Annotated in this window: 19 protein-coding genes and 1 pseudogene; all 20 read left to right on the forward strand. The window is 48.3% G+C overall.

From position 1 onward, the window contains the following. The first annotated feature begins 113 nt into the window (after positions 1-113). The 20 genes and pseudogenes from FYJ45_RS08365 (at position 114) to FYJ45_RS08455 (ending at position 21,650) form a co-directional block, all read left to right on the forward strand. Positions 114-512, forward strand: a complete 399-nt coding sequence (locus FYJ45_RS08365; RefSeq protein WP_154464231.1) for a hypothetical protein — start codon at positions 114-116, stop codon at positions 510-512. Positions 513-1,121: 609 nt separating this feature from the next. Then, positions 1,122-2,498: an ABC transporter substrate-binding protein gene (locus FYJ45_RS08370; protein WP_154464232.1), complete on the forward strand. Its 1,377-nt coding sequence runs from the start codon at positions 1,122-1,124 to the stop codon at positions 2,496-2,498. 60 nt (positions 2,499-2,558) lie between these two features. After that, entirely contained in the window at positions 2,559-3,446 is an 888-nt protein-coding gene (locus FYJ45_RS08375) for a carbohydrate ABC transporter permease (RefSeq protein ID WP_276890708.1), read from the forward strand. Then, positions 3,446-4,240 carry a carbohydrate ABC transporter permease gene (locus FYJ45_RS08380; protein ID WP_154464234.1) on the forward strand — a complete coding sequence of 265 codons (795 nt, stop codon included), beginning with the start codon at positions 3,446-3,448 and terminating at the stop codon, positions 4,238-4,240. Before FYJ45_RS08375 ends, FYJ45_RS08380 begins: the two co-directional genes overlap by 1 nt. A gap of 21 nt (positions 4,241-4,261) precedes the next feature. Further along, positions 4,262-6,151, forward strand: coding sequence for a cache domain-containing sensor histidine kinase (locus FYJ45_RS08385; protein ID WP_154464235.1), 1,890 nt, complete (start codon positions 4,262-4,264; stop codon positions 6,149-6,151). Then, positions 6,148-7,707, forward strand: a complete 1,560-nt coding sequence (locus FYJ45_RS08390; protein WP_154464236.1) for an ADP-ribosylglycohydrolase family protein — start codon at positions 6,148-6,150, stop codon at positions 7,705-7,707. The genes FYJ45_RS08385 and FYJ45_RS08390 overlap by 4 nt, the downstream gene beginning before the upstream one ends. Before the next feature lie 20 nt (positions 7,708-7,727). Further along, positions 7,728-8,459 carry a response regulator transcription factor gene (locus FYJ45_RS08395; protein WP_154464237.1) on the forward strand — a complete coding sequence of 244 codons (732 nt, stop codon included), beginning with the start codon at positions 7,728-7,730 and terminating at the stop codon, positions 8,457-8,459. 291 nt (positions 8,460-8,750) lie between these two features. Next, positions 8,751-9,378: pseudogene (locus FYJ45_RS33115) on the forward strand (4Fe-4S binding protein). Positions 9,379-9,388: 10 nt separating this feature from the next. Next, positions 9,389-9,736: an ArsR/SmtB family transcription factor gene (locus tag FYJ45_RS08405; RefSeq protein ID WP_276890702.1), complete on the forward strand. Its 348-nt coding sequence runs from the start codon at positions 9,389-9,391 to the stop codon at positions 9,734-9,736. Between the two features lie 16 nt (positions 9,737-9,752). After that, the gene (locus FYJ45_RS08410; protein ID WP_154464238.1) at positions 9,753-10,514 is read left to right on the forward strand and encodes an EFR1 family ferrodoxin; all 762 of its coding nucleotides are present in this window, start codon (positions 9,753-9,755) and stop codon (positions 10,512-10,514) included. A 145-nt stretch (positions 10,515-10,659) separates the two neighbouring features. Then, the gene (locus FYJ45_RS08415) at positions 10,660-11,040 is read left to right on the forward strand and encodes a BlaI/MecI/CopY family transcriptional regulator (RefSeq protein WP_154464239.1); all 381 of its coding nucleotides are present in this window, start codon (positions 10,660-10,662) and stop codon (positions 11,038-11,040) included. A 17-nt stretch (positions 11,041-11,057) separates the two neighbouring features. Continuing rightward, positions 11,058-12,956, forward strand: a complete 1,899-nt coding sequence (locus FYJ45_RS08420; RefSeq protein ID WP_154464240.1) for a M56 family metallopeptidase — start codon at positions 11,058-11,060, stop codon at positions 12,954-12,956. Between the two features lie 211 nt (positions 12,957-13,167). Continuing rightward, positions 13,168-13,593: a hypothetical protein gene (locus FYJ45_RS08425; RefSeq protein ID WP_154464241.1), complete on the forward strand. Its 426-nt coding sequence runs from the start codon at positions 13,168-13,170 to the stop codon at positions 13,591-13,593. After that, positions 13,590-13,724, forward strand: coding sequence for a hypothetical protein (locus FYJ45_RS31415; RefSeq protein ID WP_268890926.1), 135 nt, complete (start codon positions 13,590-13,592; stop codon positions 13,722-13,724). Before FYJ45_RS08425 ends, FYJ45_RS31415 begins: the two co-directional genes overlap by 4 nt. Positions 13,725-13,768: 44 nt before the next feature. After that, a complete protein-coding gene (locus FYJ45_RS08430) occupies positions 13,769-14,224 on the forward strand; it encodes a hypothetical protein (protein WP_154464242.1) in 456 nt (151 codons plus the stop codon). Between the two features lie 485 nt (positions 14,225-14,709). Beyond that, positions 14,710-16,560, forward strand: a complete 1,851-nt coding sequence (locus FYJ45_RS08435; RefSeq protein WP_154464243.1) for an NAD(P)-binding protein — start codon at positions 14,710-14,712, stop codon at positions 16,558-16,560. Next, positions 16,554-18,260: an NADH-dependent [FeFe] hydrogenase, group A6 gene (locus FYJ45_RS08440; protein ID WP_154464244.1), complete on the forward strand. Its 1,707-nt coding sequence runs from the start codon at positions 16,554-16,556 to the stop codon at positions 18,258-18,260. Before FYJ45_RS08435 ends, FYJ45_RS08440 begins: the two co-directional genes overlap by 7 nt. Positions 18,261-18,409: 149 nt before the next feature. Next, a complete protein-coding gene (locus tag FYJ45_RS08445; RefSeq protein ID WP_154464245.1) occupies positions 18,410-20,002 on the forward strand; it encodes a DEAD/DEAH box helicase in 1,593 nt (530 codons plus the stop codon). A 175-nt stretch (positions 20,003-20,177) separates the two neighbouring features. After that, complete coding sequence (locus tag FYJ45_RS08450; protein WP_243003116.1) at positions 20,178-20,663, forward strand: superoxide dismutase family protein; 486 nt, start codon at positions 20,178-20,180, stop codon at positions 20,661-20,663. 264 nt (positions 20,664-20,927) lie between these two features. Continuing rightward, on the forward strand, positions 20,928-21,650 hold the full coding sequence (locus FYJ45_RS08455) for a pseudouridine synthase (RefSeq protein WP_154464246.1): 723 nt from the start codon (positions 20,928-20,930) through the stop codon (positions 21,648-21,650). The last annotated feature ends 4 nt before the right edge of the window (positions 21,651-21,654 follow it).

The following is a 21,654-nucleotide window of genomic DNA, read 5'->3' on the forward strand; positions in this document are numbered from 1 at the left end:
GGATGGGGAGAAGAAAACTACGAAAGGCTTTGAATGAACACCTTACCTTTTTTGCCCTGATTTGGCAAAAGAGCTGGAAGCTTTGGATTTTAAAGGGAAGACAGCTGCGCAGTTTGATTGCATGGGGTAATTTTTCAAGCCTGTTTGTAAAAAAGACGGCGAAGGAGGTTGACGCGCTTCCTTACCGATTTGACAGCTCTTTTCAGGGGAGAGGCGGAATTCTCTATATCGACATGACAAACGGCATGATTGGCTTCATTTCTTCCTACAATCCTTTTAAAATCCAGATTTTCAATGCCTCCCGCATTGACCGTATTGAAACAATCGCTTCCGCCATGACAGGGATACGTTTTGTTTTTTATCTGGATGGTAAAAAAATATCCATGCCGACCCTTCTGACCAACCGGGTGGTGAGTACGAAATCCGGAATAGGCGCTGAGGCGGTATCCAAGGCCGATGCCTTCGTGGAAATACTGAAGGCGGCAAAGGCCAGGGCGGAAGGAAGGATGTAGCAATGAGCTGGATATGCTATTGCAGACAATAAATCATATAATATGAAAGACTTGTAATAGCCTTTGCTCATCCGGGAAACTATTCCCGCGGACGGCAGGCCGGCCGGATATGCAGTGAACACTGCCAGGTTATATATCCAATTGGCTTCTGTCGCGGGAATCAAATGTCCGCAGCTTACTGCGGGGGATTTGACTTTTCAGGAGGGCAGAATGGGCTACAGAAAGGCAGAAAAAATATTGCCGCCGGAGGTGGTAAAAAATGCCGGTTCCCTGACAATGGAACCGGTATTTTTTGCATTATACATTCATCTGCTGAAAATCATTTGTCCGTCTGGATTATACCGCCATCAGAATATCACATATCCGCCTGTATTATATCTCTATCAAAATATCAACTCCCGCCTCATAAAAATGTTTGCTTACAATATGCAAAAAGGCTGTATTATAAGCAATTTTACAATGCGACCAATTAATCGCAATCACCAGCTTATAAAAATCTAAAAAAATAACACATATTTCAATAAATAATGGGTATAAGTGCACAAAATAAATTTATATAATAATTTTGTCAACAAAAAACAAATATATTGAATTGTGGAGGAATTCGTTATGAAGAGAAGGTTAGGATGTATGGTGTTAGCAATTCTTATGGCGGCTTCACTGACGGCAGGTTGCGGAAGCAGCCCTGCCCAGACAGGAGGGAACGCGGGAAGCGAAGCGCCTGAGCAGGGCACTGGTAAAGATACTGCTCAGTCCGAAGGAACGCAGGAGCAGGTGACAATCAATTTCCAGACATGGAATCCGGGTGAAGGGGCAGCTATTGATGAGGTCATTGCAGCTTTTGAGGAAAAGTATTCCAACATCAAAGTAAATCATGTTTATATGCCCTATACTGATCATGTGGAAAAGCTGAAAATTGATCTGGCAAGCGGCGAGGGAGCCGATGTTTTCGGAATGCAGACAGGTGCAACAATCAAGGAATTCAGAGACTTTGAGATGGATTTGACTCCATATGCGGAAAACTTCTGGGGCTCCGACTGGCAGTCACAATACATGGACTTCTGCATGGATCTCCTGAACGAGGACGGGCACTATTACGGCCTTCCTTTAGGACTTACCTACGCCGGTTTTACCTGGGCGGATGTAAATATGCTGAAGGAATATGGCCTGGAAATCCCCGGCTCCTATGACGATCTGAAAGAATGCGCCCGGGTTCTCAGGGAGAACGGACAATATCCGCTTACCATCGGAGCTAAAGATGCCTGGATTAACATCGATACATGGATGAGCATGGCAAATGATATCAATTCAGAAAAGCTGTACTCAGCAATTGAGGGAAAAACACCTTTTACAGATCCTGATTTGGTGGAATCCTTCAGAATCTGGCAGTCCTGCTTTACGGAAGGGATTTTTCAGGACGGAGCGTTAGGTGTGGGTGTTTATAATGATACCTCAGACCTTTTTGAAAAAGAAGGAAGCATTCCCATGATACAGAATGGTTCCTGGGCCGCTGGCTTTTATGTAAGCGGTGATCCGGACCAGGATAAGGTATTCAATTCGGAAGGCGCGGACCATGATATTTTTCTGATTGACTGGAATAACGACGGTAAGATCTGTCCGGTTACGGCTTCTGTTGACGTATGTCTTTGCATGAATAAAAACACTAAGAATGCGGATGCGGCCTGGACCTTTATCGATTTCATGCTGCATGAGGGACAGGATATACTGATAAACCATTATTTTTCCTATTGTCCTTCCAGAAAAGATCTGGATCTGAAGGTACAGGGAATGAACCAGGATGGGCTTGACAACCTGGCTTACATATTGGAACAGGCTGAAAATAATCTGGGCGGCTATCGTGAAATGGCTTATGCGGATCTGAAACAGATAATCAGTGACCAACTGACGGTCCTTGCCTTAGGAGAAGCCACACCCGAAGAAGCGGCTGCCACAATTGAGGCCGCCTCTCAGACACAGTCCCGATAACTATAATACCCACAGCGGTGCCTGGACATGGGCGCCGCTGTATTGAAAGGAAGGGCAACCGTGAAAAAGAAAGATTATTCAGGCTACCTGTTTATCCTTCCCATCATAATATTGTTTCTGATATTTATTGTCTATCCCATATGCTACAATTTCGTTATCAGTTTTTTTGAATGGAATGGGATTAATATCGAAAAATTATTTGTGGGATTCGATAACTACAAAACGGTTCTTCGTGATCCGATTATGCGTAAGATTATTAAAAACTTCGTTGTTTTTGCGTTGTTCACCATAATCATCCAGGCATTTTTCGGGTTGGTATTTGCCAATTTTTTTATCAGGCGGCTTAAGTTTTCGCAATTTTACCGGATTATCTTTTATATCCCGGTAATTGCTACCCCTGCAATTGTAGGAAATGTTTTTTCCAAAATTTTCGAAACAAACAGGGGATATCTGAATGTATTCCTGCGGTTCCTTCATTTGGACGGCTTCTGCCAGCAGTGGCTGGCCGATCCTAAATGGGCGCTGGTATGTATTATTTTCGTAAATATCTGGCAGTGGACCGGCTACAGTATGCTGATGTACTACGCAAACATGCTGAATATTCCTCAGGATCTTTATGAAGCGGCGACCATTGATGGCGCAGGGCAGATACAGCAGTTTGTGAAAATCACTTTTCCGCTGCTTCGTGGCACCCATTATACGCTTTTCATTATGGGAATGCTGGGATCGCTGAAATGCTTTGATCTTCCCTATGTGCTGACGAAGGGAGGACCCAATTATGCAACGGAATTCTTTTCCACCTATATTTATAAACAGTCCTTTAATCTGTTTAAGCAGGGTCCCGCCTCCGCAATTGTAGTTGTGATGTTTCTAATTGCAATGATAATAACGCTGATACAGCTGAAATTTTATTATCGGAATGATAAGGATAAGGAGTTGGCAGGCTGATGAGAAAATCATTACTTTTTAAAATAACCGGACAGCTGATCTGTCTGGCGGCTACCGCGGTATTCCTGTTTCCGCTGGTGCTCATGGTAATCCGCTCCTTTCAGGGAAGGGGCATCAATAATTATGTGCGGGTTTTTAAAACGGTAAATCTGGCGCCCAATTTCCTTACCAGCATCGCGGTTGTTTTCGGCACCCTTGTCATTGTATCTGCTGCGGCGGCAATGGCGGCTTTTGCCTTTTCCAAGCTGGATTTTCCTTTCAAAAAGGCGATTTACTATATGCTTTTAACGGGAATGATGATACCGACCTCTGCATTGATTTTCCCATTGTTTCAAATCGTAAAAGGGCTTAAAATAAATAATACCCCTTTTTCCCTGATTTTTCCGTACGCAACCCTGAACTGCTGCTTTAATTTGATGGTACTGAAAAATTATTTTGATGCGCTGCCCAATGAATTAATGGAATCCGCCCGAATTGACGGCGCGGGAAAGGGACGGATTTTTACAAGCATCATGATGCCTATCGCCGTACCCGGACTTGCTTTTGTGCTGATTCAGACATTTCTTTCCGCCTGGAACGAGCTGCAGATGGCAATGATTTTTATAAATGATACATCGTTGCAGCCGATTTCGGTAGTCCCGCTGCGTTTTACACAGACGGCAGGAGTACAGGGCTTCCCTCTGGAAGTTATGTATGCGGCGTTGGTCATCTGTCTGAGTCCGATTGCAGTTTTTTACATCTTTGGTTCCAGATTTTTAATCGCCGGACTGACACAGGGAGCCATCAAAGGATAAGCAGTCCCGAAAAGAGGAAGCATGAAAGGCATTCTTTACAAACTTCGGATCCAAAAGAGCCTCAGCGCCAAGATTACATGGATGAATGTGAGCATTATTCTACTGATTTTCATCACCCTGATAATTGCAACCGTATCCATCAATTATCAACTGACGCTGGGGAATGAAAAGCAGAAAATGAATGTTTATATTTCCAATACGCTGAGTTCCATAGATAACAAGCTGAAGGATATGGGACGTGTTTCCCTCATGACCTATTCCGATGAAAGGACCCAGGAAATATTAAAGTCCTATAATTCCTACGAGTATGCCAAACAGCTTGAAAGTGTGGAATATCTGAGAAAATTATACACCTCACTGATTACCATAAGGGAAGATATCAATTCCGTTTACCTGTTTGACCTGGATTCCCTGATTTTCTGGCAGGACAACATGGATCCTTCCCAGAGAAGGAATTATGACATGAGTAGCTTTATCAAAAAAATGGAGGAGTGGGAACGAAGGGAAAAAAGTGTGTCCGGATGCCGGCTTGTTGTGGGTACCCAGCCGGATTTTATGCGCTACAGCTTAAGGCGGCTTGAAAATGAATACACCAATCACTGCATTTATCTGGTCAGGGGGATTAAAAGTTTTTCTCCCAATGAGCAGATAGGGCATATCGTACTCATTACCAATATGGAGGATATCCGGGATGTGCTGAATGAGTATCTGGATGATGAGGTGGAATATACGCTGCTCACGGAGGAGGGAGACATTGTCTGCGACGAGGCCTCCGAATGTCTTGGAAAAAACATGAAAAATGCAGCACCTGAAATATATTATAAAATGAACGGCAGCAGCGGTGTTTTCCAGGAAAATATCAACGGTGTGCCTTGGCTTATCACCTACCAGAAATCGGATTACAGCGGTATGATCCTCGTTACCAGGAGGGCTGTCGGGCTGATATGGAAGGATGCCATGCGTTTTATCGGTATAACCGTAATCATATTTGTTATTTTGCTGGGGATCACCGTATGGCTGACCTTTCATGGGACAAAAAGGATGTTGCGGCCGCTGAAATTCCTGTCAGATTCAATGGCTCATTTTGACCAGGACGATATGGGGATGCGTTTTGTGGTCACCACACAGGATGAAACAGGCCAGCTGGTCGCCTCCTTCAATAATATGATGGATATCATCAACCAGCTGATTGAATCTGAATATGAGGGAAAGGTCCGGCTGAAAGAAGCGGAGTTGAAACAGCAGAGAATGTCACTGCTTTATTTAAAAAATCAGATCAATCCCCATTTCCTTTACAATACGCTGGATACCATACGGATAAAGGCGGAGCTGAATGGAGACCGGGACGTGGCGGCAATGATTATGCAGATGGTGGATTTTTTCAGGCTCAGTGTAAAAGCGGACAGCCAGATGGTTACGGTAAGCCATGAAATCCGGCTGATACAGGCATATCTGAAGCTGATGTGTTGCAGATATCCGCAGCTTATCTGTGAGTACGAAATAGACGAAACGCTGCTGCAGGTGGAAATGCCTAATTTTATCCTCCAGCCTTTGATAGAGAACAGCGTCATGCACGGCCTTCGTGCGGTGGGATACCGTGGAAAGGTGAAACTTTCCGTATGCCGCGCTGAAGAAAATGAAGAGAAAATTATAATAAAAATTTATGATAACGGGGCAGGCATGTCCCGGGGAACGAAAAGTCTTCTGGAGAATGTGCTCAAGAATGCAGGGGATGAATCCTGTGAAACAGGATCGGAAGAAATGCACATAGGGATTGTTAATGTACAAAGACGGCTGAAAATGTTTTACCCAGATACGGCGGGCCTGTCATACCAGGATAATCCGGAAGGCGGCGTAACGGTGACATTAATAATAAACAACAATTTAGAAAGAGAGGGTATGAAAAAATGAAACTGGATTTTGCAACCTACAAAGACAAGGTGATGGGCTGCTGGGCAGGAAAAAACATCGGAGGTGTGCTGGGGGCGCCCTTCGAAGGGAGGCGTCAGGTAAACGATATTTCTTTCTATACGCAGGATCTGTCCATGGGGCCTCCGCCCAACGATGATCTGGATCTGCAGATTATCTGGCTGGCCGCGGTGGAGCGTTACGGAAGGAATGTAAATGCTTCTATTTTGGGAGAATACTGGCTTTCCTATTGTATTCCCAACTGGGTGGAATACGGGACAGGAAAGGCTAACCTGCGGGCGGGCCTGCAGCCTCCCCTTTCGGGCCTGATCGATAATACTTATAAGGACAGCTGCGGCTGCTATATCCGCTCCGAAATCTGGGCCTGCCTGGCTCCCGGCCATCCGGATCTGGCGGCACGCTATGCCTACGAGGATGCCATTGTCGATCATGAAGGCGAAGGCATGTATGGTGAAATTTTCTTCGCGGCTCTGCAGAGCGCCGCCTTTGCGGAAAGTGACAAACGGACCCTGATAGATATCGCCCTGTCCTATATTCCTGAGGAAAGCGCAACGGCAAAAGCTATCCTGAAGGCTCTGGAATGCTACGATAAGCATACGGATTTCAGGGAAGCCCGCATCCAGATCCATAACACGGCTCCCGGTACCTTTGGCATTCAAAGCGGCACCCTCAATGAAATCCCCGTGGAAGGCAACGAAGGAATGGAGACGGGAGCACCGGGCTTTGACGCTCCTGAAAATGTGGCATTCACTATTGCCGGCTGGTTATACGGCGAAGAGGATTTCGGCAGAAGCCTCTGCATGGCGGTGGCCTGCGGCGAAGATACGGACTGCACATGCGCCACATTAGGCGCAGTACTGGGAATCATAGCCGGCGCATCAGGCCTTCCGGAAGAATGGACAGCTCCCCTTGACGACAAAATTGCAACGCTCTGTATTGACAAAACAAGCGGGGGAATCTGGGTGCCCTCCACGGTAACCGAACTGACAGAACGGGTAATGAAGGCAGCCCCCGGGTTCCTGGGACAGGATATCTGCGATATTTTTGCCGAGGGCGGAATGACAATCGAATGTAAAGAGGGCAAAGCGCTGTATTGCAGCAGGACGACGGATTATCTGCCTAAAATAAACGGCAACGGAAAGGATGAAGCGCTGCCCATCAGAGAGCTTTGCCGCCTGTCTCCCTATGCGGTAAGATATTCCTTCCCTGCTTTTAACCTTATGGTTGATTATGAAAATTCCGTTTTCTTCAAAGCAGGAGAAGAGCGTAAGGTAAAAGTAACCGTTACCAATTCGCATACGATGAGGCAGCAGCAGTGGGCCAGGATTACGGTTTATATGCCGTCAGGCGTGGAACTGAAAAACGGAAGGGCATTTACGCTTCCCCTGAATAATCTGTATGGCTCAAAGGCTGAAGCTGAAATCGTTTTTAATGCGGATATGTTTGACGGCGGCAGGCTGGAATTTATAATTGAAGTATCTCTGGAAGGCAGACATTCTTCAGGCGCGGTTAAGGTTACACTGATGAGAGAGGCATAATTTTTAAACTGGAGGCAGGCATGGGAAATTCTCTGAAGGTGATGCTGGTTGATGATGAAGTGACAATATTGGAAGGGTTTAAAAGGCTGTTTGACTGGAAGGCCTATGGCTGTGAAATCGTCTGTGAAGCATACGACGGGGTAATGGCTGTCAATCTGGCAAAAACATATAAGCCGGATATTATCATAATGGATATCAATATACCGGTAATGTCCGGCCTGGATGCCCTGCGCATGATTCGGAGCCATAATGAGAACTGTGCCTGCATTATTGTAAGCGGCTATGATGAATTTGAATACTGCCGGGAAGCCCTCCGCCTGCAAATAACGGATTATATCTTAAAGCCGGTTGATTTCAGGGAATTCGGCAAGGTAATCGACGCCGTAAAACTTAAGCTTATCCGGGAAAAGCAGCCGGCGGCGGAAGAAAAAGACAATAAGCCGGTATTCCAGCTGGCAGCCTATCTGCAGCAGCATTTGTCAGAGGATATCACACTTCAGAGCCTGGCGGATGAGTTTCACATGAATCCATCCTATATCAGCCAGCTGTTCAAAAATGAGCTGGGCATGAAATACCATGATTACCTGACAAGGCTCCGCATAGATAAAGCGAAAACACTGCTTGCTGCAACCAGGAAGAGTATATGCGAAATTTCAGGTGAAGCCGGGTTCCATGATTACAGGGTATTTACCAAGGTGTTTAAGAGCGTGGAGGGAGAGTCGCCTTCCGCTTACAGGAACCGGTTTTTGTAACAAATAATTTTGAAAAATTTTCAAATGATCAGTTTGCTATAGCATGATATTTTTTGCAACATAATTATATATTCAAAACAATACCGGATTAATTCCCGAAAAAAAAGGATTTCGTCAGCCGCACAGCGGCCGGAATCCTTTTTTCGTGGCGCATCCTTCCTTCTGAAAAGAGCATGGGAAGCTCAGAGCGAATAAAAAGCTTGGTAACGATTTTCTTTACCGATGTTGAATAATCCACCCGCTTCGTTATAGTATAATGGTTAATGAACTTAAACGAAAGGAGCCCGGATAATGAAACAGCATCAAGTGGAAATTGATACGTCAAAATGCATTGGCTGCGGTATATGCGCCAGGGTATGCCCCGCGCACAGCATAGAGATAAAGGACAAAAAAGCAGTAACCCTGTTGGACGATTGCCTGATTTGCGGGCAATGCACCGCAGTCTGCCCTATGAGGGCCGTTTCAATCAGCGGCTACGATACCGGACAAAATGAGAAAAAAGAAGATCTCCGCCTGAAGCCCGAGGAGGTTTTGGACGTCATCCGTTTCCGAAGATCCATAAGGCAGTGTTCCGGAAAATAAAGCCGTTTGCCGATTTATTCAGCCCCATGGCACGCAAAAATAAAATTGATGAACACTTCTTCTTTTTTAACGCTCCGACAGTAATTGTTATTCTGGCCAGGGATAAAACGAATGGTATCCTCGCCGCACAGAATATGGAATTTGTGGCGGAGGCGAACGGCCTGGGCGTGTTATTCAGTGGATTTTTCACAATGGCGGCAAATACCTCCTCTAAAATCAGAAAGGCAATAGGCATTCCGAAGGGAAAACGTGCCGCCATGACATTGATGCTGGGCTATCCGGATGTGAAATTCTTACGTTCCGTACAACGTAAAAATTAATCGTCAAATATATGTAGAGGGCTAAAAGTGGCAAAAGAATGTGAAGAAAATTTACAGAAAATCGTGGCCGGGTTCCGAGACTGCCGGAATGCATTCACCGCTATTGGCGATGAAACGAGACAGTTGATTCTTCTCGTGCTTTTGGAAAGTGCTCTGTCGGGAATCCGGGTTGGGGAGATTGCGGAAAAAACCCATTTAACGAGGCCTTCCGTTTCCCATCATCTGCAGATCCTGAAAGAAGCCGGAATCGTCGCAATGCGGAGAGAGGGAACGAAAAATTATTATTATCTGAGCGCCGATGAAACGCAGTGGAAAGAGATTTCAGATGTAATCAACCTTATTTATGCAAGCGTCCGGCATATCAGCAAATCATGACAGGAGGAAGCAGATTATGATTTTATTCTTTTCCGGGACAGGTAACAGTGAATATGCCGCTAAGAGAATCGGCAAAGCAATCAATGACGACGCCGTGGATTTATTTGGGAAAATCCGCAGTCATGATTATTCTCAGCTGCACTCAGAAAAGCCCTGGGTTATCGTTGTCCCCACCTATGCCTGGAGGATACCGCGCATCGTGCAGGAATGGCTGGAGAATACAGCGCTTACGGGAAACAGAAGCATTTATTTCGTAATGACCTGCGGCGGCAGTATCGGAAATGCAGGCGCTTATCTTGAAAAGTTATGCAATGCAAAGAAGCTTGATTTCTGCGGCTGCATGGAAGTGGTAATGCCGGAAAACTATATTGCGATGTATTCCGCGCCGGCACAGGACGAGGCGCTGGAAATTATCCGCCGGTCGGAAAAAGTGATGGATGAGGCCGCCCTTTTGATAAAGAGCGGCAAAGTATTTCCCCGGCCTGCCGTCGCATTGAAGGATAAAATAAGCAGCGGTATTGTGAATGACATTTTTTATCCGGTATTCGTCCATGCCCGGAAATTTTATGCTGATGATTCCTGCATTTCCTGCGGCAAATGCATTCAGGTCTGTCCCCTGGACAATATCCGCCTGTCAGACGGAAAACCTGTATGGGGTAAGAGCTGCACCCACTGCATGGCCTGTATCTGCCGCTGCCCTGCGGAAGCGATTGAATACGGAGAACACAGTAAGGGCCTGATACGATACATCTGCCCGGAAAACCCGGAAAAAAGCTGAGGTACGTAAAAATGTATTTGCGGCAAAATAAATTGACAGGGAAGGTTTATTGTTATAAACTAGGTTTATGACAATAAACCTTTTTACATATATAAACTGAAAACAGCTGTTTAACCGCCAATGAAGAAAGTGAGGCCCGACATTCATGGAAATACCGAAAATCCCGGATGGAGAATACCGTTTTGCAGATCTTGTATGGGAGAACGAGCCCATAAATTCCACAGCATTAATTAAGACAGCCCAGGAACGCCTTGGCTGGAAGAAAGCCACCAGCTACACCGTTTTAAGAAAGCTGTGTGAAAAAGGCATTCTGAAAAATGAAAATGCTACCGTAACCGCTATTGTAAAAAAAGACGAGGTATGCAGGCAGGAAAGCAAACAGCTGATACACCGGAGTTTCGGAAACTCCCTGCCTGCCTTTGTCGCCGCTTTCCTCAGGGATAAGAAGCTGACCCGTCAGGAAGCGGAAGAGCTGAAGCGTCTGATAGATGCCGCAAGCATGTCGGATGGACGAAACGATTCATAAGAAGGGAGAGAAAAAATATGGAAGGCCTGCTGCATATTTTTCCGAAAATACTGAACATGACCCTGTCCGCTTCCTGTGCGGGCGTTGTGGTCCTGCTTCTGAGAGCCTTGCTGAAAAAAGTGCCTGCGGGGTATTTTTATGCGCTCTGGATCCTGGTGTTTGTAAGATTTTTGTGTCCCTTCAGCCTGGAATCGGCTCTCAGCCTTATTCCAGTCCGGCAGGATACAGTAACCTATAAAGGGATGGTTTCCGCCGGTTTTCAGGCATATACCTCCGTAGTCAACAGCCTTGCGCCGGACAGTGCCGTACGCAGGGCGACAGCTGCGGCCGGAAGAAGCGGCATCGCGCCTGACAGACTGCTGATGGGAATGTTTTTCACTCTGTGGCTGCTGGGAGTGTTCATAATATTGACGGTTGCATTGTATACTTTTCTGCGCTTGAAGAAACGAACGGCCCAGGCCGTAATTCTTGTGGAAAATACGAAAGGACGGGCGCCGGTTTACGAATCGGCAGCGCTGGAAACACCCTTTCTGCTGGGATTTTTCCATCCTGTGATCTACCTGCCCGCCGGGATGTCCCAGGAAGAGCAGCACCATGTGATTTCTCATGAAAACGAACACTTTTCCCGCCGGGATTATCTTGTTAAGCCATTCTGTTTTCTTGCCGCCTTGCTGCACTGGTTTAATCCCCTTGTCTGGCTTTATTTCAAGCTGATGACAGAGGACATGGAGCGTTCCTGCGACGACCGGGTGCTCCGTAAAATGACGTCACAGGAGCGTGCCGGCTATGCGGAAACACTGCTGCAGCTGGGTATGAAAAGCAGCGGTATCCATCTGCTTGCGCCCATGGCCTTCGGAGAGAGCAATACCAAAAAACGGATTCAGCATGCTCTTGGCTTCAGGAAGCCTGCCGGCTGGCTATGCGCTGCGGCGCTGCTTCTGGTAGCGGCAGTTGCAGTCGTCCTTCTGACTTCGCCGGTAAGAAAAGAGCCCGGACCGGAAGCTGTGGCAGAGACAATTCCAGCAGACGGCAAGGCTCTGTCAGCAGACGAGCTGGCTGCTTATCTTTCCGCCGGAAGGACTCCTTATATCGGAAGCCCCTTCCAGGATCAGGCTTTATTTGGAAGGCTACCCGTACCGGAGGAGCTGGTCTATGAGAAAATGGAACTGCAGACCTCGGAGGAACCTTATGAGCTGCGTATGATCTACCGGGTAAAGGACGGCAGCCAGCGGCCGGAGGATTCCGGGTGGACCTTCTCCAATGCGGTTTTGCTTTTCGCCACAATAGAAAACGCAGGGAAAATCAGCTATGCTATCGAGGAAGGCAATAACACCTATTATCACCAGTATGAACGAAGCAGTCTGGAGGAGGTTTTCGGCCCTCTGTATGAGTATTCCTCAGACAGGGATAAAACAAGACAGCTTCTGGCGAAGCTGGAAGCCTATGCTTCAGAGAATTATCCTGATGGTTTATATACCGCTGTTTCCGGGCAAATCCTAAATTCCAACATTGATTTTATGACAAAGGAAGAAGCCGAGCTGTTTCCTCCGGCACAGCCGGAGGAGGGTATTCTCATGGAAACCGACAGGGATACCTGCACCGCAGATGATACCAGCCTTACCCTGACCATTTCAAACTTTACCGGCCAGACTGTTTATTACGATGACGAATATCGTATGCTGATAAAAGAAAACGGAGGCTACCGCGAGCTGCCCATGAAGGAAAATACGGCATGGCTTCAGGTCCTGCGGGTCATCCCCGCCGGAGGCAGCGCCGAAGAAACCATCGATTTTTCCATTATGTATGAAGGAACAGCGCCGGGAGAATATCTCATACAGAAGGTCTTTACCATAGAACATGAAAACGGGGAAAATGAGGACTATATCCTGCAGACCGCTATCAGAGTGGAAGAATAGGCTCCTTTTTTACTGCTATATATTAACCGAAAAGCTGGGACTTTTTATTAAAAAGATGGTATACTGATAAAAAGTATTTGTGCATGGGTGGGGCTGTATATGTCAAAATGGAAGAAGGGGCCGCGCGCATGGGTTAAATGGGGGCTGATTGCGTGCATAACGGTTCTAATCTGTTTTCTCTGCTACAGGATAGAAGCAGGGGGCAGACAGTTTGATCACGAATTTGATGATGGAAGCCGTGTTTCCATCGGCTCGCCGGATCAGGAAATGTCGCAGCGGCTTCATAAGCTGTGCCGGGTCTGGGGGTTTTGCAAAGTATTACCATCCTAAAATCCTGAAGGGCGATGTCAACTGGGATTACGAGCTTTTCCGCGTCCTTCCGGCTGTTATCGGTGCATCGGACGAAGAGGAAGTCAATGCTGTTTTATATGGCTGGATTCATAAGCTGGGGACGGTTAAGGAGAATGAATCTGAGGAAAAGGGCGAGATAGTCCTGGAGGCCGGAACGGACTGGATTTATGACAGCAGCTACTTATCCCCGGAGCTGAGCAGCCTTCTTATCAATATTTCCAAATCAGGCTATATAGATAAAAACCGTTCCTATGTTTCCTTTGATAAAATAATGGTTCCCCAATGAATTATGCCGATCAGGGCTACCGTATGCTGGGCCTTTTCCGTTACTGGAATATGATAGAGTATTATTATCCTTATAAGGACATAATTGGGGAGGACTGGGACAGTGTATTCCTGGAATTCCTGACGGCATAGAGATATGAGATTATATCGCGGAGAAAAGCAAAATCAAATCCACTGTGGTGCTCAATGACCTGCCTGAAGATATTTTCCGGGGATATGCGGATGAAATCACACTGACCGTAAAAAGGGACGATGAAATTTTTGATATTGCCGTTCCCTGCATTGAACGGGTCAGGAGTGAATCCTCCAATGAGCCTGAACCGTTTTCCCATCGGCTGCTTGAGAATTCCATAGGCTATATCGATCCGGGTGCATTGAAGGCAAAAGAAATCTTTACCATCATGGAAGAATTTAAGGATACGTTGGGTATCATTGTGGATCTGCGCCATTATCCCAGCGATTTCATCGTTTATTCCCTGGGCTGCCTTATTATGCCGGAACAGAAAAACTATGTTATCATGTCCCTGACGGTCCCCGGCCGGTTTATTTTAGATAAACCCATGTATGTTGGCGTTGATAATCCAGATTACTATAAAGGGAAAAATGTCGCAGACACAGAGGGTGGGGACTGACTCCGGATATTTATGTGGAACCCACCATCCAGGGAATCTGGGAAGGCCGTGATGAACTGATTGAAAAAGCGGTGGAGGTTATTCTGGAAAGTGCTTCCTCATAATATTTTTAAACGCAGCGCATCGGATTTTTAACATCTGATGCCGCTGCGTTTTTTTATTTAATCATAAAGCCTACGGATTCGTTTCCTGAAAAGCTTCCCTGTATTTTCTAATCCTGATTATTCTTGTTTTTACAGTCAAAATGACTGTGGAACACAAGAATTCATGTAAAACGTAAGGCACAATTGAATATTAAAGTGTACACAATTGATTTGCTTCTTGTAAAAATGTATTAATATTTTTTGCATATAAAAGTTAAAATTATTCAATTATGCTAGTATACAGGATAAATATATGTTATAATTTTAACAGTCTTAAAATCCTCAGAATCAGAAAATACATAAAATATGCAAAAGCAGAAGGAAAGGGGAAGTTACATATCAATGAGCCGACTGAAAATCAGCACACCAGACCGGGCCCAGCTGACTGTGGAACGGTTGTACAAGGATTTGGAGCGTCATATCGTTGCCAGCCCGCCGGGTCTGTGCCCGGTGGATTTGCAGCTGTCATTTCTCAAGCTGTGCCATGCGCAGACCTGCGGTAAGTGTGTACCCTGCCGTATAGGCCTGGGACAGCTTCAGAATCTGCTGGAACAGGTTCTGGACGGCACCGCGACCATGGATACCCTGGCGCTCATCGAAGAAACCGCCAACAACATTACGGATTCCGCAGACTGCGCCATCGGCTTTGAAGCCGCCCACATGGTGCTGGCAGGACTCCAGGGCTGCAGAGATGACTTTATCTATCATATTGAGCACGGAAAATGCTCCTATTCCATCACCCAGCCGGTGCCCTGCGTGGCACTCTGTCCTGCGGGGGTGGATATTCCAGGTTATATTGCGCTGGTGGGAGAGGAACGGTACGCGGACGCCGTATCTCTTATCCGTAAGGACAATCCCTTCCCCACCGCATGCGCCCTCATCTGCGAACATCCCTGCGAAGCCCGCTGCCGTCGGAATATGATTGACAGCTCCGTCAACATCCGCGGCCTGAAGAGAATGGCCGTGGACAATGCGCGGGCCAATACAGTCCCGGTGCCTCCCAAAGCGCCGTCCACAGGAAAACGGATCGCCATTGCCGGAGGCGGCCCCGGCGGCCTTTCCGCCGCTTATTATCTGGAGCTGATGGGGCATCATGCTGTTGTTTTTGAGCAGAAAAGCAAGCTGGGCGGAATGCTGCGCTACGGAATTCCCAACTACCGTTTCCCGAGGGAACGGCTGGACGAGGATATTGAAGCGATTCTGTCCACCGGCGTGGAAGTACATACCAATGTGAATATCGGGAATGGGGAAAACGACATTCCCCTAAGCCGCCTCCGTGAGGAATTTGACGCGGTTTATATTGCCATAGGCGCGCATACTGATAAGAAGGTGGGGATGGAGGGAGAGGATGCCCGCGGCGTAATATCCGCGGTGGAAATGCTCCGCAGCATCGGGGACGGCAATCCCCCTGATTTTACAGGAAAACGTGTGGTTGTAGTAGGCGGCGGAAACGTAGCCATGGACTGTACCCGTTCCGCGCTGCGCCTTGGCGCTTCCAAGGTTGGCATCGCTTACCGCAGACGCCAGAATGACATGACCGCCCTGCCGGAGGAGGTAGAGGGCGCGATTGCGGAAGGCGCCGAGCTTTACAGCCTGAAAGCCCCGGTAAGGGTAGAAGCTGATGAAAAGGGTAATGTGGCCGCACTTTGGGTAGAACCGCAGATTATCGGCCCCATTGACGCCTGGGGCCGCGCCCGTCCGGTAAAGGCCAACGTGGAACCCAAAAGAATCCCCTGTGATATCGTCATCGTTGCTGTCGGCCAGGGTATTGAATCCCGCCATTTTGAAGATTCCGGCGTCCCTGTGAAAAGAGGGACCATTGAAGCGCTGGAGGAATCCACGGTAAAGGATATCCCCGGCATCTTCGCAGGCGGCGACTGTGTAACAGGTCCCGCCACGGTTATCCGTGCCATTGCGGCAGGAAAGGTGGCGGCAGCAAATATTGATGAATACCTGGGCTATCATCATGTCATAGCCTGCAATGTGGATATCCCTCAGGTAAATTACGGGGACAAGAAGGCCTGCGGACGCGTCAATATGGAAGAGCGGGAAGCTGACGAGCGGAAGCAGGATTTCTGCGAAATAGAACGCTGCATGACCAGAGAAGAGGCGGCGCAGGAAGCCGGACGCTGTCTGCGCTGTGATCATTACGGATATGGGAACCTGAAAGGAGGCCGCGCGGCAATATGGTAACACTGACAATAGACAACAGGAAAATCAGCGTGCCGGAAGGTACGACAATCATGAAGGCAGCGGCGTCCGTGGGGATTATGATTCCCCATCTCTGCTATCTGGAGGGCATCAACGAAATCAGCGCCTGCAAGGTATGCGTGGTGGAAATGCAGGGAAAAACCAAACTGATCACCGCCTGCAATAACCCGGTGGAGGAGGGCATGGTGCTTTTTACCAATTCTCCCAAGGTGCGTTCCGTCAGGCGGACAAACGTGGAACTGATTTTATCCCAGCACAACAGCAACTGCGCCACCTGCGTCAGGAGCGGAAACTGTAACCTCCAGAAGCTGTCAAACGATCTGGGCATCATTGACATTCCTTATGAAAAAGAAATTACGGAAATGCCGTGGAATAACAGCTTCCCGCTGATCAGGGATTTCGGCAAATGTATCAAATGCATGCGTTGCGTACAGTTCTGCGATAAGGTACAGGACCTGCATATCTGGGACGTACAGAACACCGGTTCCAGAACTACAGTGGATGTTTCCCGGAACCGGAGGATAGAAGAATCTGACTGCAGCATCTGCGGACAATGTATTACCCATTGTCCAACGGGCGCGCTGCGGGAACGGGATGATACCGCAAAGGTTTTCCGCGCTCTGGCCGATCCGGAAACCATTACCGTGGTGCAGGTGGCCCCCGCCGTCAGAGCGGCCTGGGGAGAAGCGCTGGATCTGCCTGCTTATATGGCCACGGAAGGGCGCATGGCGGCGGCCCTTAAGAAAATCGGTTTTGATTATGTGTTTGACACCAATTTTTCCGCAGATCTGACCATTATGGAAGAAGGGAACGAGCTGCTTGCAAGGCTTGCCGATCCGGAAGAGAAGAGATGGCCCATGTTCACCTCCTGCTGCCCGGCCTGGGTACGTTTTCTCAAATCCCAGTATCCCGACATGGCGGATCACCTTTCCACGGCAAAATCGCCGCAGCAGATGTTCGGCGCCGTGGCCAAAAGCTATTTTGCAGAAAAAATCGGTGCGGATCCCGGGAAAATATGCAGTATTTCCATTATGCCCTGTGTCTCCAAAAAAATGGAGGCAACGCTTCCTGATATGTACAGCGCCGGAGGCGGAGCAGATGTGGACATTGTACTTACCACAAGAGAATTCTCCAGACTGGTGCGCGCGGAGCATATTGCGCCGGCGCTGCTTACCGAGGAGGCCTTTGATTCCCCGCTGGGGGAGAGCACAGGAGCGGGCGTTATTTTCGGCGTAACCGGCGGTGTTATGGAAGCGGCCTTAAGAACGGCCTACTACTGTGTGGAAGGCGTCAATCCTCCGGCGGATACATTTTCCGATGTCAGAGGTTTTGAAGGCCGCAGGGAGGCGGAGTTTTCTCTGGGAGGAAGGACGCTGCGCACATGTACGGTAAGCGGACTGAAAAATGCAAGGGATCTGATAGAGGATCTCCGCGCGGGAACCGTCCATTATGACTTTGTGGAGGTAATGGCCTGCCCCGGCGGCTGTGTGGGCGGCGGGGGACAGCCCATACTGGACGGCGTGGAGATGGCGGACGTAAGAGGCCCCAGGCTTTACAAGCTGGACGAGCAGCGGCCGCTGCGTTTTTCCCATGACAATCCGGGAATCAAAAAACTTTATGCGGAATATATGGGCGCGCCCCTTGGAGAAAAAGCCCATCAGCTGCTGCATACCCATAATTAATGTGAAAAAGCTTTTTTGCAAAAAGCTTGACAGCTGCCGAAGCGGCACAGTATAATAGAAAAGATTCGTAGAAAGAAGGACAGCACCCTGATATCACGGGTGTTGTCTTTTTGCGTGAAAAAAGAGTGGAAATAAGAAAGGACTTTTGAATGGAAATAACGAGATACCAGGATGCAGACATTGATTCCCGGATCCTCCGCGCTGTGGAGGAAATGGGCTTTGACCAGATGACACCTATACAGGAGCAGGCGATTCCCGTATTGCTGGAAAGAAAAGACGTGATAGGCCAGGCACAGACAGGAACCGGCAAGACGGCGGCCTTCGGAATCCCCGTCATACAGAATATCGACCCTGACAACAGAAGCCTGCAGGCAGTCATCCTCTGCCCCACAAGGGAGCTTGCCATCCAGGCGGCAGATGAAATGCATCGTTTTGCCAAATATATGCATGGAATAAAGATCCTGCCCATTTACGGCGGCCAGGATATCAGCAGACAGATTAAAGCCTTAAGAAGCGGCGTACAGATTATTGTAGGCACCCCCGGCCGTGTAATGGACCATATGCGCCGCCATACGCTGAAGATGGAGCATGTGAATATGGTGGTTCTGGATGAAGCGGATGAAATGCTCAACATGGGCTTTCGGGAGGACATCGAAACTATCCTCCAGGGAATCCCTTCCGAGCACCAGACAGCGCTCTTCTCAGCCACAATGCCCAAGCCCATCCTGGAGATTACCGATACCTACCAGAAGGATGCGGTCTATCTGAAGATGACCAAGCAGGAGCTGACCATTCCGCTTGTAAAGCAGTATTATTACCGTGTGAACAGCCAGATTAAGGTGGAGGTTGCAAGCCGCCTTCTGGATTATTACGGGATTCAGAGATCCCTGATTTTCTGCAATACCAAGAGAATGGTGGATGAGCTTTCTGAAACCCTGAAAAATAAAGGCTATACGGCCGAAGGCCTTCATGGTGATCTTTCCCAGAACCAGAGAGATACCGTAATGCACCGTTTCCGTAACGGCAGCCTTCAGATTCTGATCGCAACGGATGTGGCGGCCAGGGGAATTGATGTGGATGATGTGGAAGCCGTATTTAATTACGATCTTCCCCAGGATATCGAATACTATGTGCACAGAATCGGACGTACCGGACGCGCAGGAAGAGAAGGCCGTTCCTTTACCTTTGTTTCCAACCGGGAAATGTACCGTTTAAGAGACATTGAAAGAAGCTGTAAGACAACCATTCAGGAAAGAAAGGTGCCGTCCGCTGCGGACATCGTATCCATCAAGGCTGAAAAGGCGCTGCGTGCCGCATTTGAGACACTGGAAGGCGCACAGCTGGATAAACTGACGGATATGATAGAAAGGAAGCTGGAAGACAGCGATTACAGCGCTGTCGAGCTTGCAGCCGCCTTCCTGAAAATGCAGATGGGAGAGGAACCCCAGGAAATCCAGGAGGTGATCCCCGAAAGACGCAGGAATTACCGCGGCAGCCGTGATTTCGGCAGCGGCCGTCAGGACAGAGACAATCGTTCCGGAAAAGACGGACGTGGAAATAATCCCCGTTACGGCAGGAATGACGGCAAGCGCAGGAGCTTTCCCGAAGACAAAGGGGGAGAACGCCGCAAATACCGCGATTCGGCATCCGGCAGACCCGCAGGAGCCGGCCGTACAGGCAGTTCCTCCCGCCGTAACAGCGGGGAAACTACGCGCCGTGAAAAAGACAGACGCATCGGCTAATCAGCCATAAACATCGGCAACCGGCCGCCGCTGAACCTACAGCGGCGGCTATATTTATGCCCGAACCGCAGCCGGGAGGTTATATGGACAGGACACAGGAATATATATATAAAGAAACTTTGTCGTAACTTTATGGAAGAAAAAAGTTATGAAGCTTTTTTATGGAGGAAAAACTGTGTTAAGATTAATGACGGATTCAATTCTGCAGTTCCTTGCAAATCAGCCAAGAGCCTTTGCCCATGTGCAGGGCTCCGAAAAATACCCGCAGGTGGAAGGACTTGTCACCTTCTATGACTTTCTGGACGGCACCATCGTGATGGCCGATATTTCCGGTCTGCCTCATGAGGAAGAAACCTGTGAAAGGGGATTCTTCGGCTTCCACATCCATGAAGGGGCCGCCTGCACGGGAAATGAAGAGGATCCCTTTGCCGATGCCGGCTCCCACTTTAATCCCGACGGCTGCCCCCATCCGGCCCATGCCGGGGATATGCCGGTGCTTGAAGAAAACCGGGGAAGATCATGGCTCGCATTTTATACGGAACGATTTACACCCAGAGATGTGTTGGGAAGAACGGTAGTTATCCATTCCATGCCCGATGACTACCATACCCAGCCTTCCGGGGATTCGGGAGAGAAGATGGCGTGCGGCGTAATTCAATAGGAAACAGAACATTTTTCTGTTTGCATGGAAAAAATACCTAGTGTATAATAAACGTAACTGTTCAGCAGGTCAGCGCATTTACTGCGTTGACCGTAAGAAAGTGATTCAAGAGTGCTAAAATCCATCGCCAAAGGCGATTTAGGATGGATTTTAGCAGTAACTGTGAGGGTACTGAACAGTTACTAATAAACAATATGCGCTTTGGGAAAGAATACGGAATGAGGAGTAACTGTGAGGGCACTGAACAGTTAAAATGAGGATAATATGGACGATAATACAAAACAGGAACGGTTAAACAAATATCTGGCTGACTGCGGGATCTGCTCCCGCAGGGAAGCCGACCGCATGATAGAAGCAGGCAGGGTCATGGTAAACGGTATCCCTGCTGAAACGGGCATGCGGATCACTCCGGCGGATGATGTTGCGGTGGACGGGCGCATGCTGGAAAAGAAGGATCGTAAGGTAGTGCTTGCCTATTATAAGCCCGTGGGAGTTACCTGTACGGAAAAGGATAAATATGCGGAGAAAACCATCCGTGACGCCATCGATTACCCTATCCGGGTGACTTATGCCGGACGGCTGGACAAGGATTCGGAGGGGCTGCTTCTTTTGACAAACGACGGGGATCTGATCAACGGACTGATGCGGGCGGCCAATTACCACGAGAAGGAATACCTGGTCCGTGTGAATAAGCCGATTAATGATACCTTCCTGGAAAAGATGGCGGCGGGCGTTTTTCTCAAGGAGCTCAATGTCACCACCCGTCCCTGCACAATTGAGCAGGAGGGAAAATTTGTATTCCGGATCGTCCTCACCCAGGGGCTGAACCGGCAGATCCGCCGCATGTGCCGTGCGCTGGGCTACGACGCCCAGGGAATCAAGCGTGTCCGCGTAGCGAATATTACCATCGGGAAGCTGAAGCCGGGCAATTACCGTCTGGTGACGGGAGAAGAATTGGAAGAACTATATGGAATGCTGCATTCCTGAGAAA

It is taken from the genome of Eisenbergiella porci (genome assembly GCF_009696275.1).
Classification (GTDB): domain Bacteria; phylum Bacillota; class Clostridia; order Lachnospirales; family Lachnospiraceae; genus Eisenbergiella; species Eisenbergiella porci.

Coding starts and splice junctions, on each gene's coding strand:
- FYJ45_RS08370 (WP_154464232.1), top strand. CDS start 1,122: ATGAAGAGAAGGTTAGGATGTATGGTGTTAGCAATTCTTATGGCGGCT.
- FYJ45_RS08440 (WP_154464244.1), top strand. CDS start 16,554: ATGGTAACACTGACAATAGACAACAGGAAAATCAGCGTGCCGGAAGGT.
- FYJ45_RS08410 (WP_154464238.1), top strand. CDS start 9,753: ATGATTTTATTCTTTTCCGGGACAGGTAACAGTGAATATGCCGCTAAG.
- FYJ45_RS08380 (WP_154464234.1), top strand. CDS start 3,446: ATGAGAAAATCATTACTTTTTAAAATAACCGGACAGCTGATCTGTCTG.
- FYJ45_RS08395 (WP_154464237.1), top strand. CDS start 7,728: ATGGGAAATTCTCTGAAGGTGATGCTGGTTGATGATGAAGTGACAATA.
- FYJ45_RS31415 (WP_268890926.1), top strand. CDS start 13,590: ATGAATTATGCCGATCAGGGCTACCGTATGCTGGGCCTTTTCCGTTAC.
- FYJ45_RS08390 (WP_154464236.1), top strand. CDS start 6,148: ATGAAACTGGATTTTGCAACCTACAAAGACAAGGTGATGGGCTGCTGG.
- FYJ45_RS08435 (WP_154464243.1), top strand. CDS start 14,710: ATGAGCCGACTGAAAATCAGCACACCAGACCGGGCCCAGCTGACTGTG.
- FYJ45_RS08455 (WP_154464246.1), top strand. CDS start 20,928: ATGGACGATAATACAAAACAGGAACGGTTAAACAAATATCTGGCTGAC.
- FYJ45_RS08415 (WP_154464239.1), top strand. CDS start 10,660: ATGGAAATACCGAAAATCCCGGATGGAGAATACCGTTTTGCAGATCTT.
- FYJ45_RS08385 (WP_154464235.1), top strand. CDS start 4,262: ATGAAAGGCATTCTTTACAAACTTCGGATCCAAAAGAGCCTCAGCGCC.
- FYJ45_RS08420 (WP_154464240.1), top strand. CDS start 11,058: ATGGAAGGCCTGCTGCATATTTTTCCGAAAATACTGAACATGACCCTG.
- FYJ45_RS08445 (WP_154464245.1), top strand. CDS start 18,410: ATGGAAATAACGAGATACCAGGATGCAGACATTGATTCCCGGATCCTC.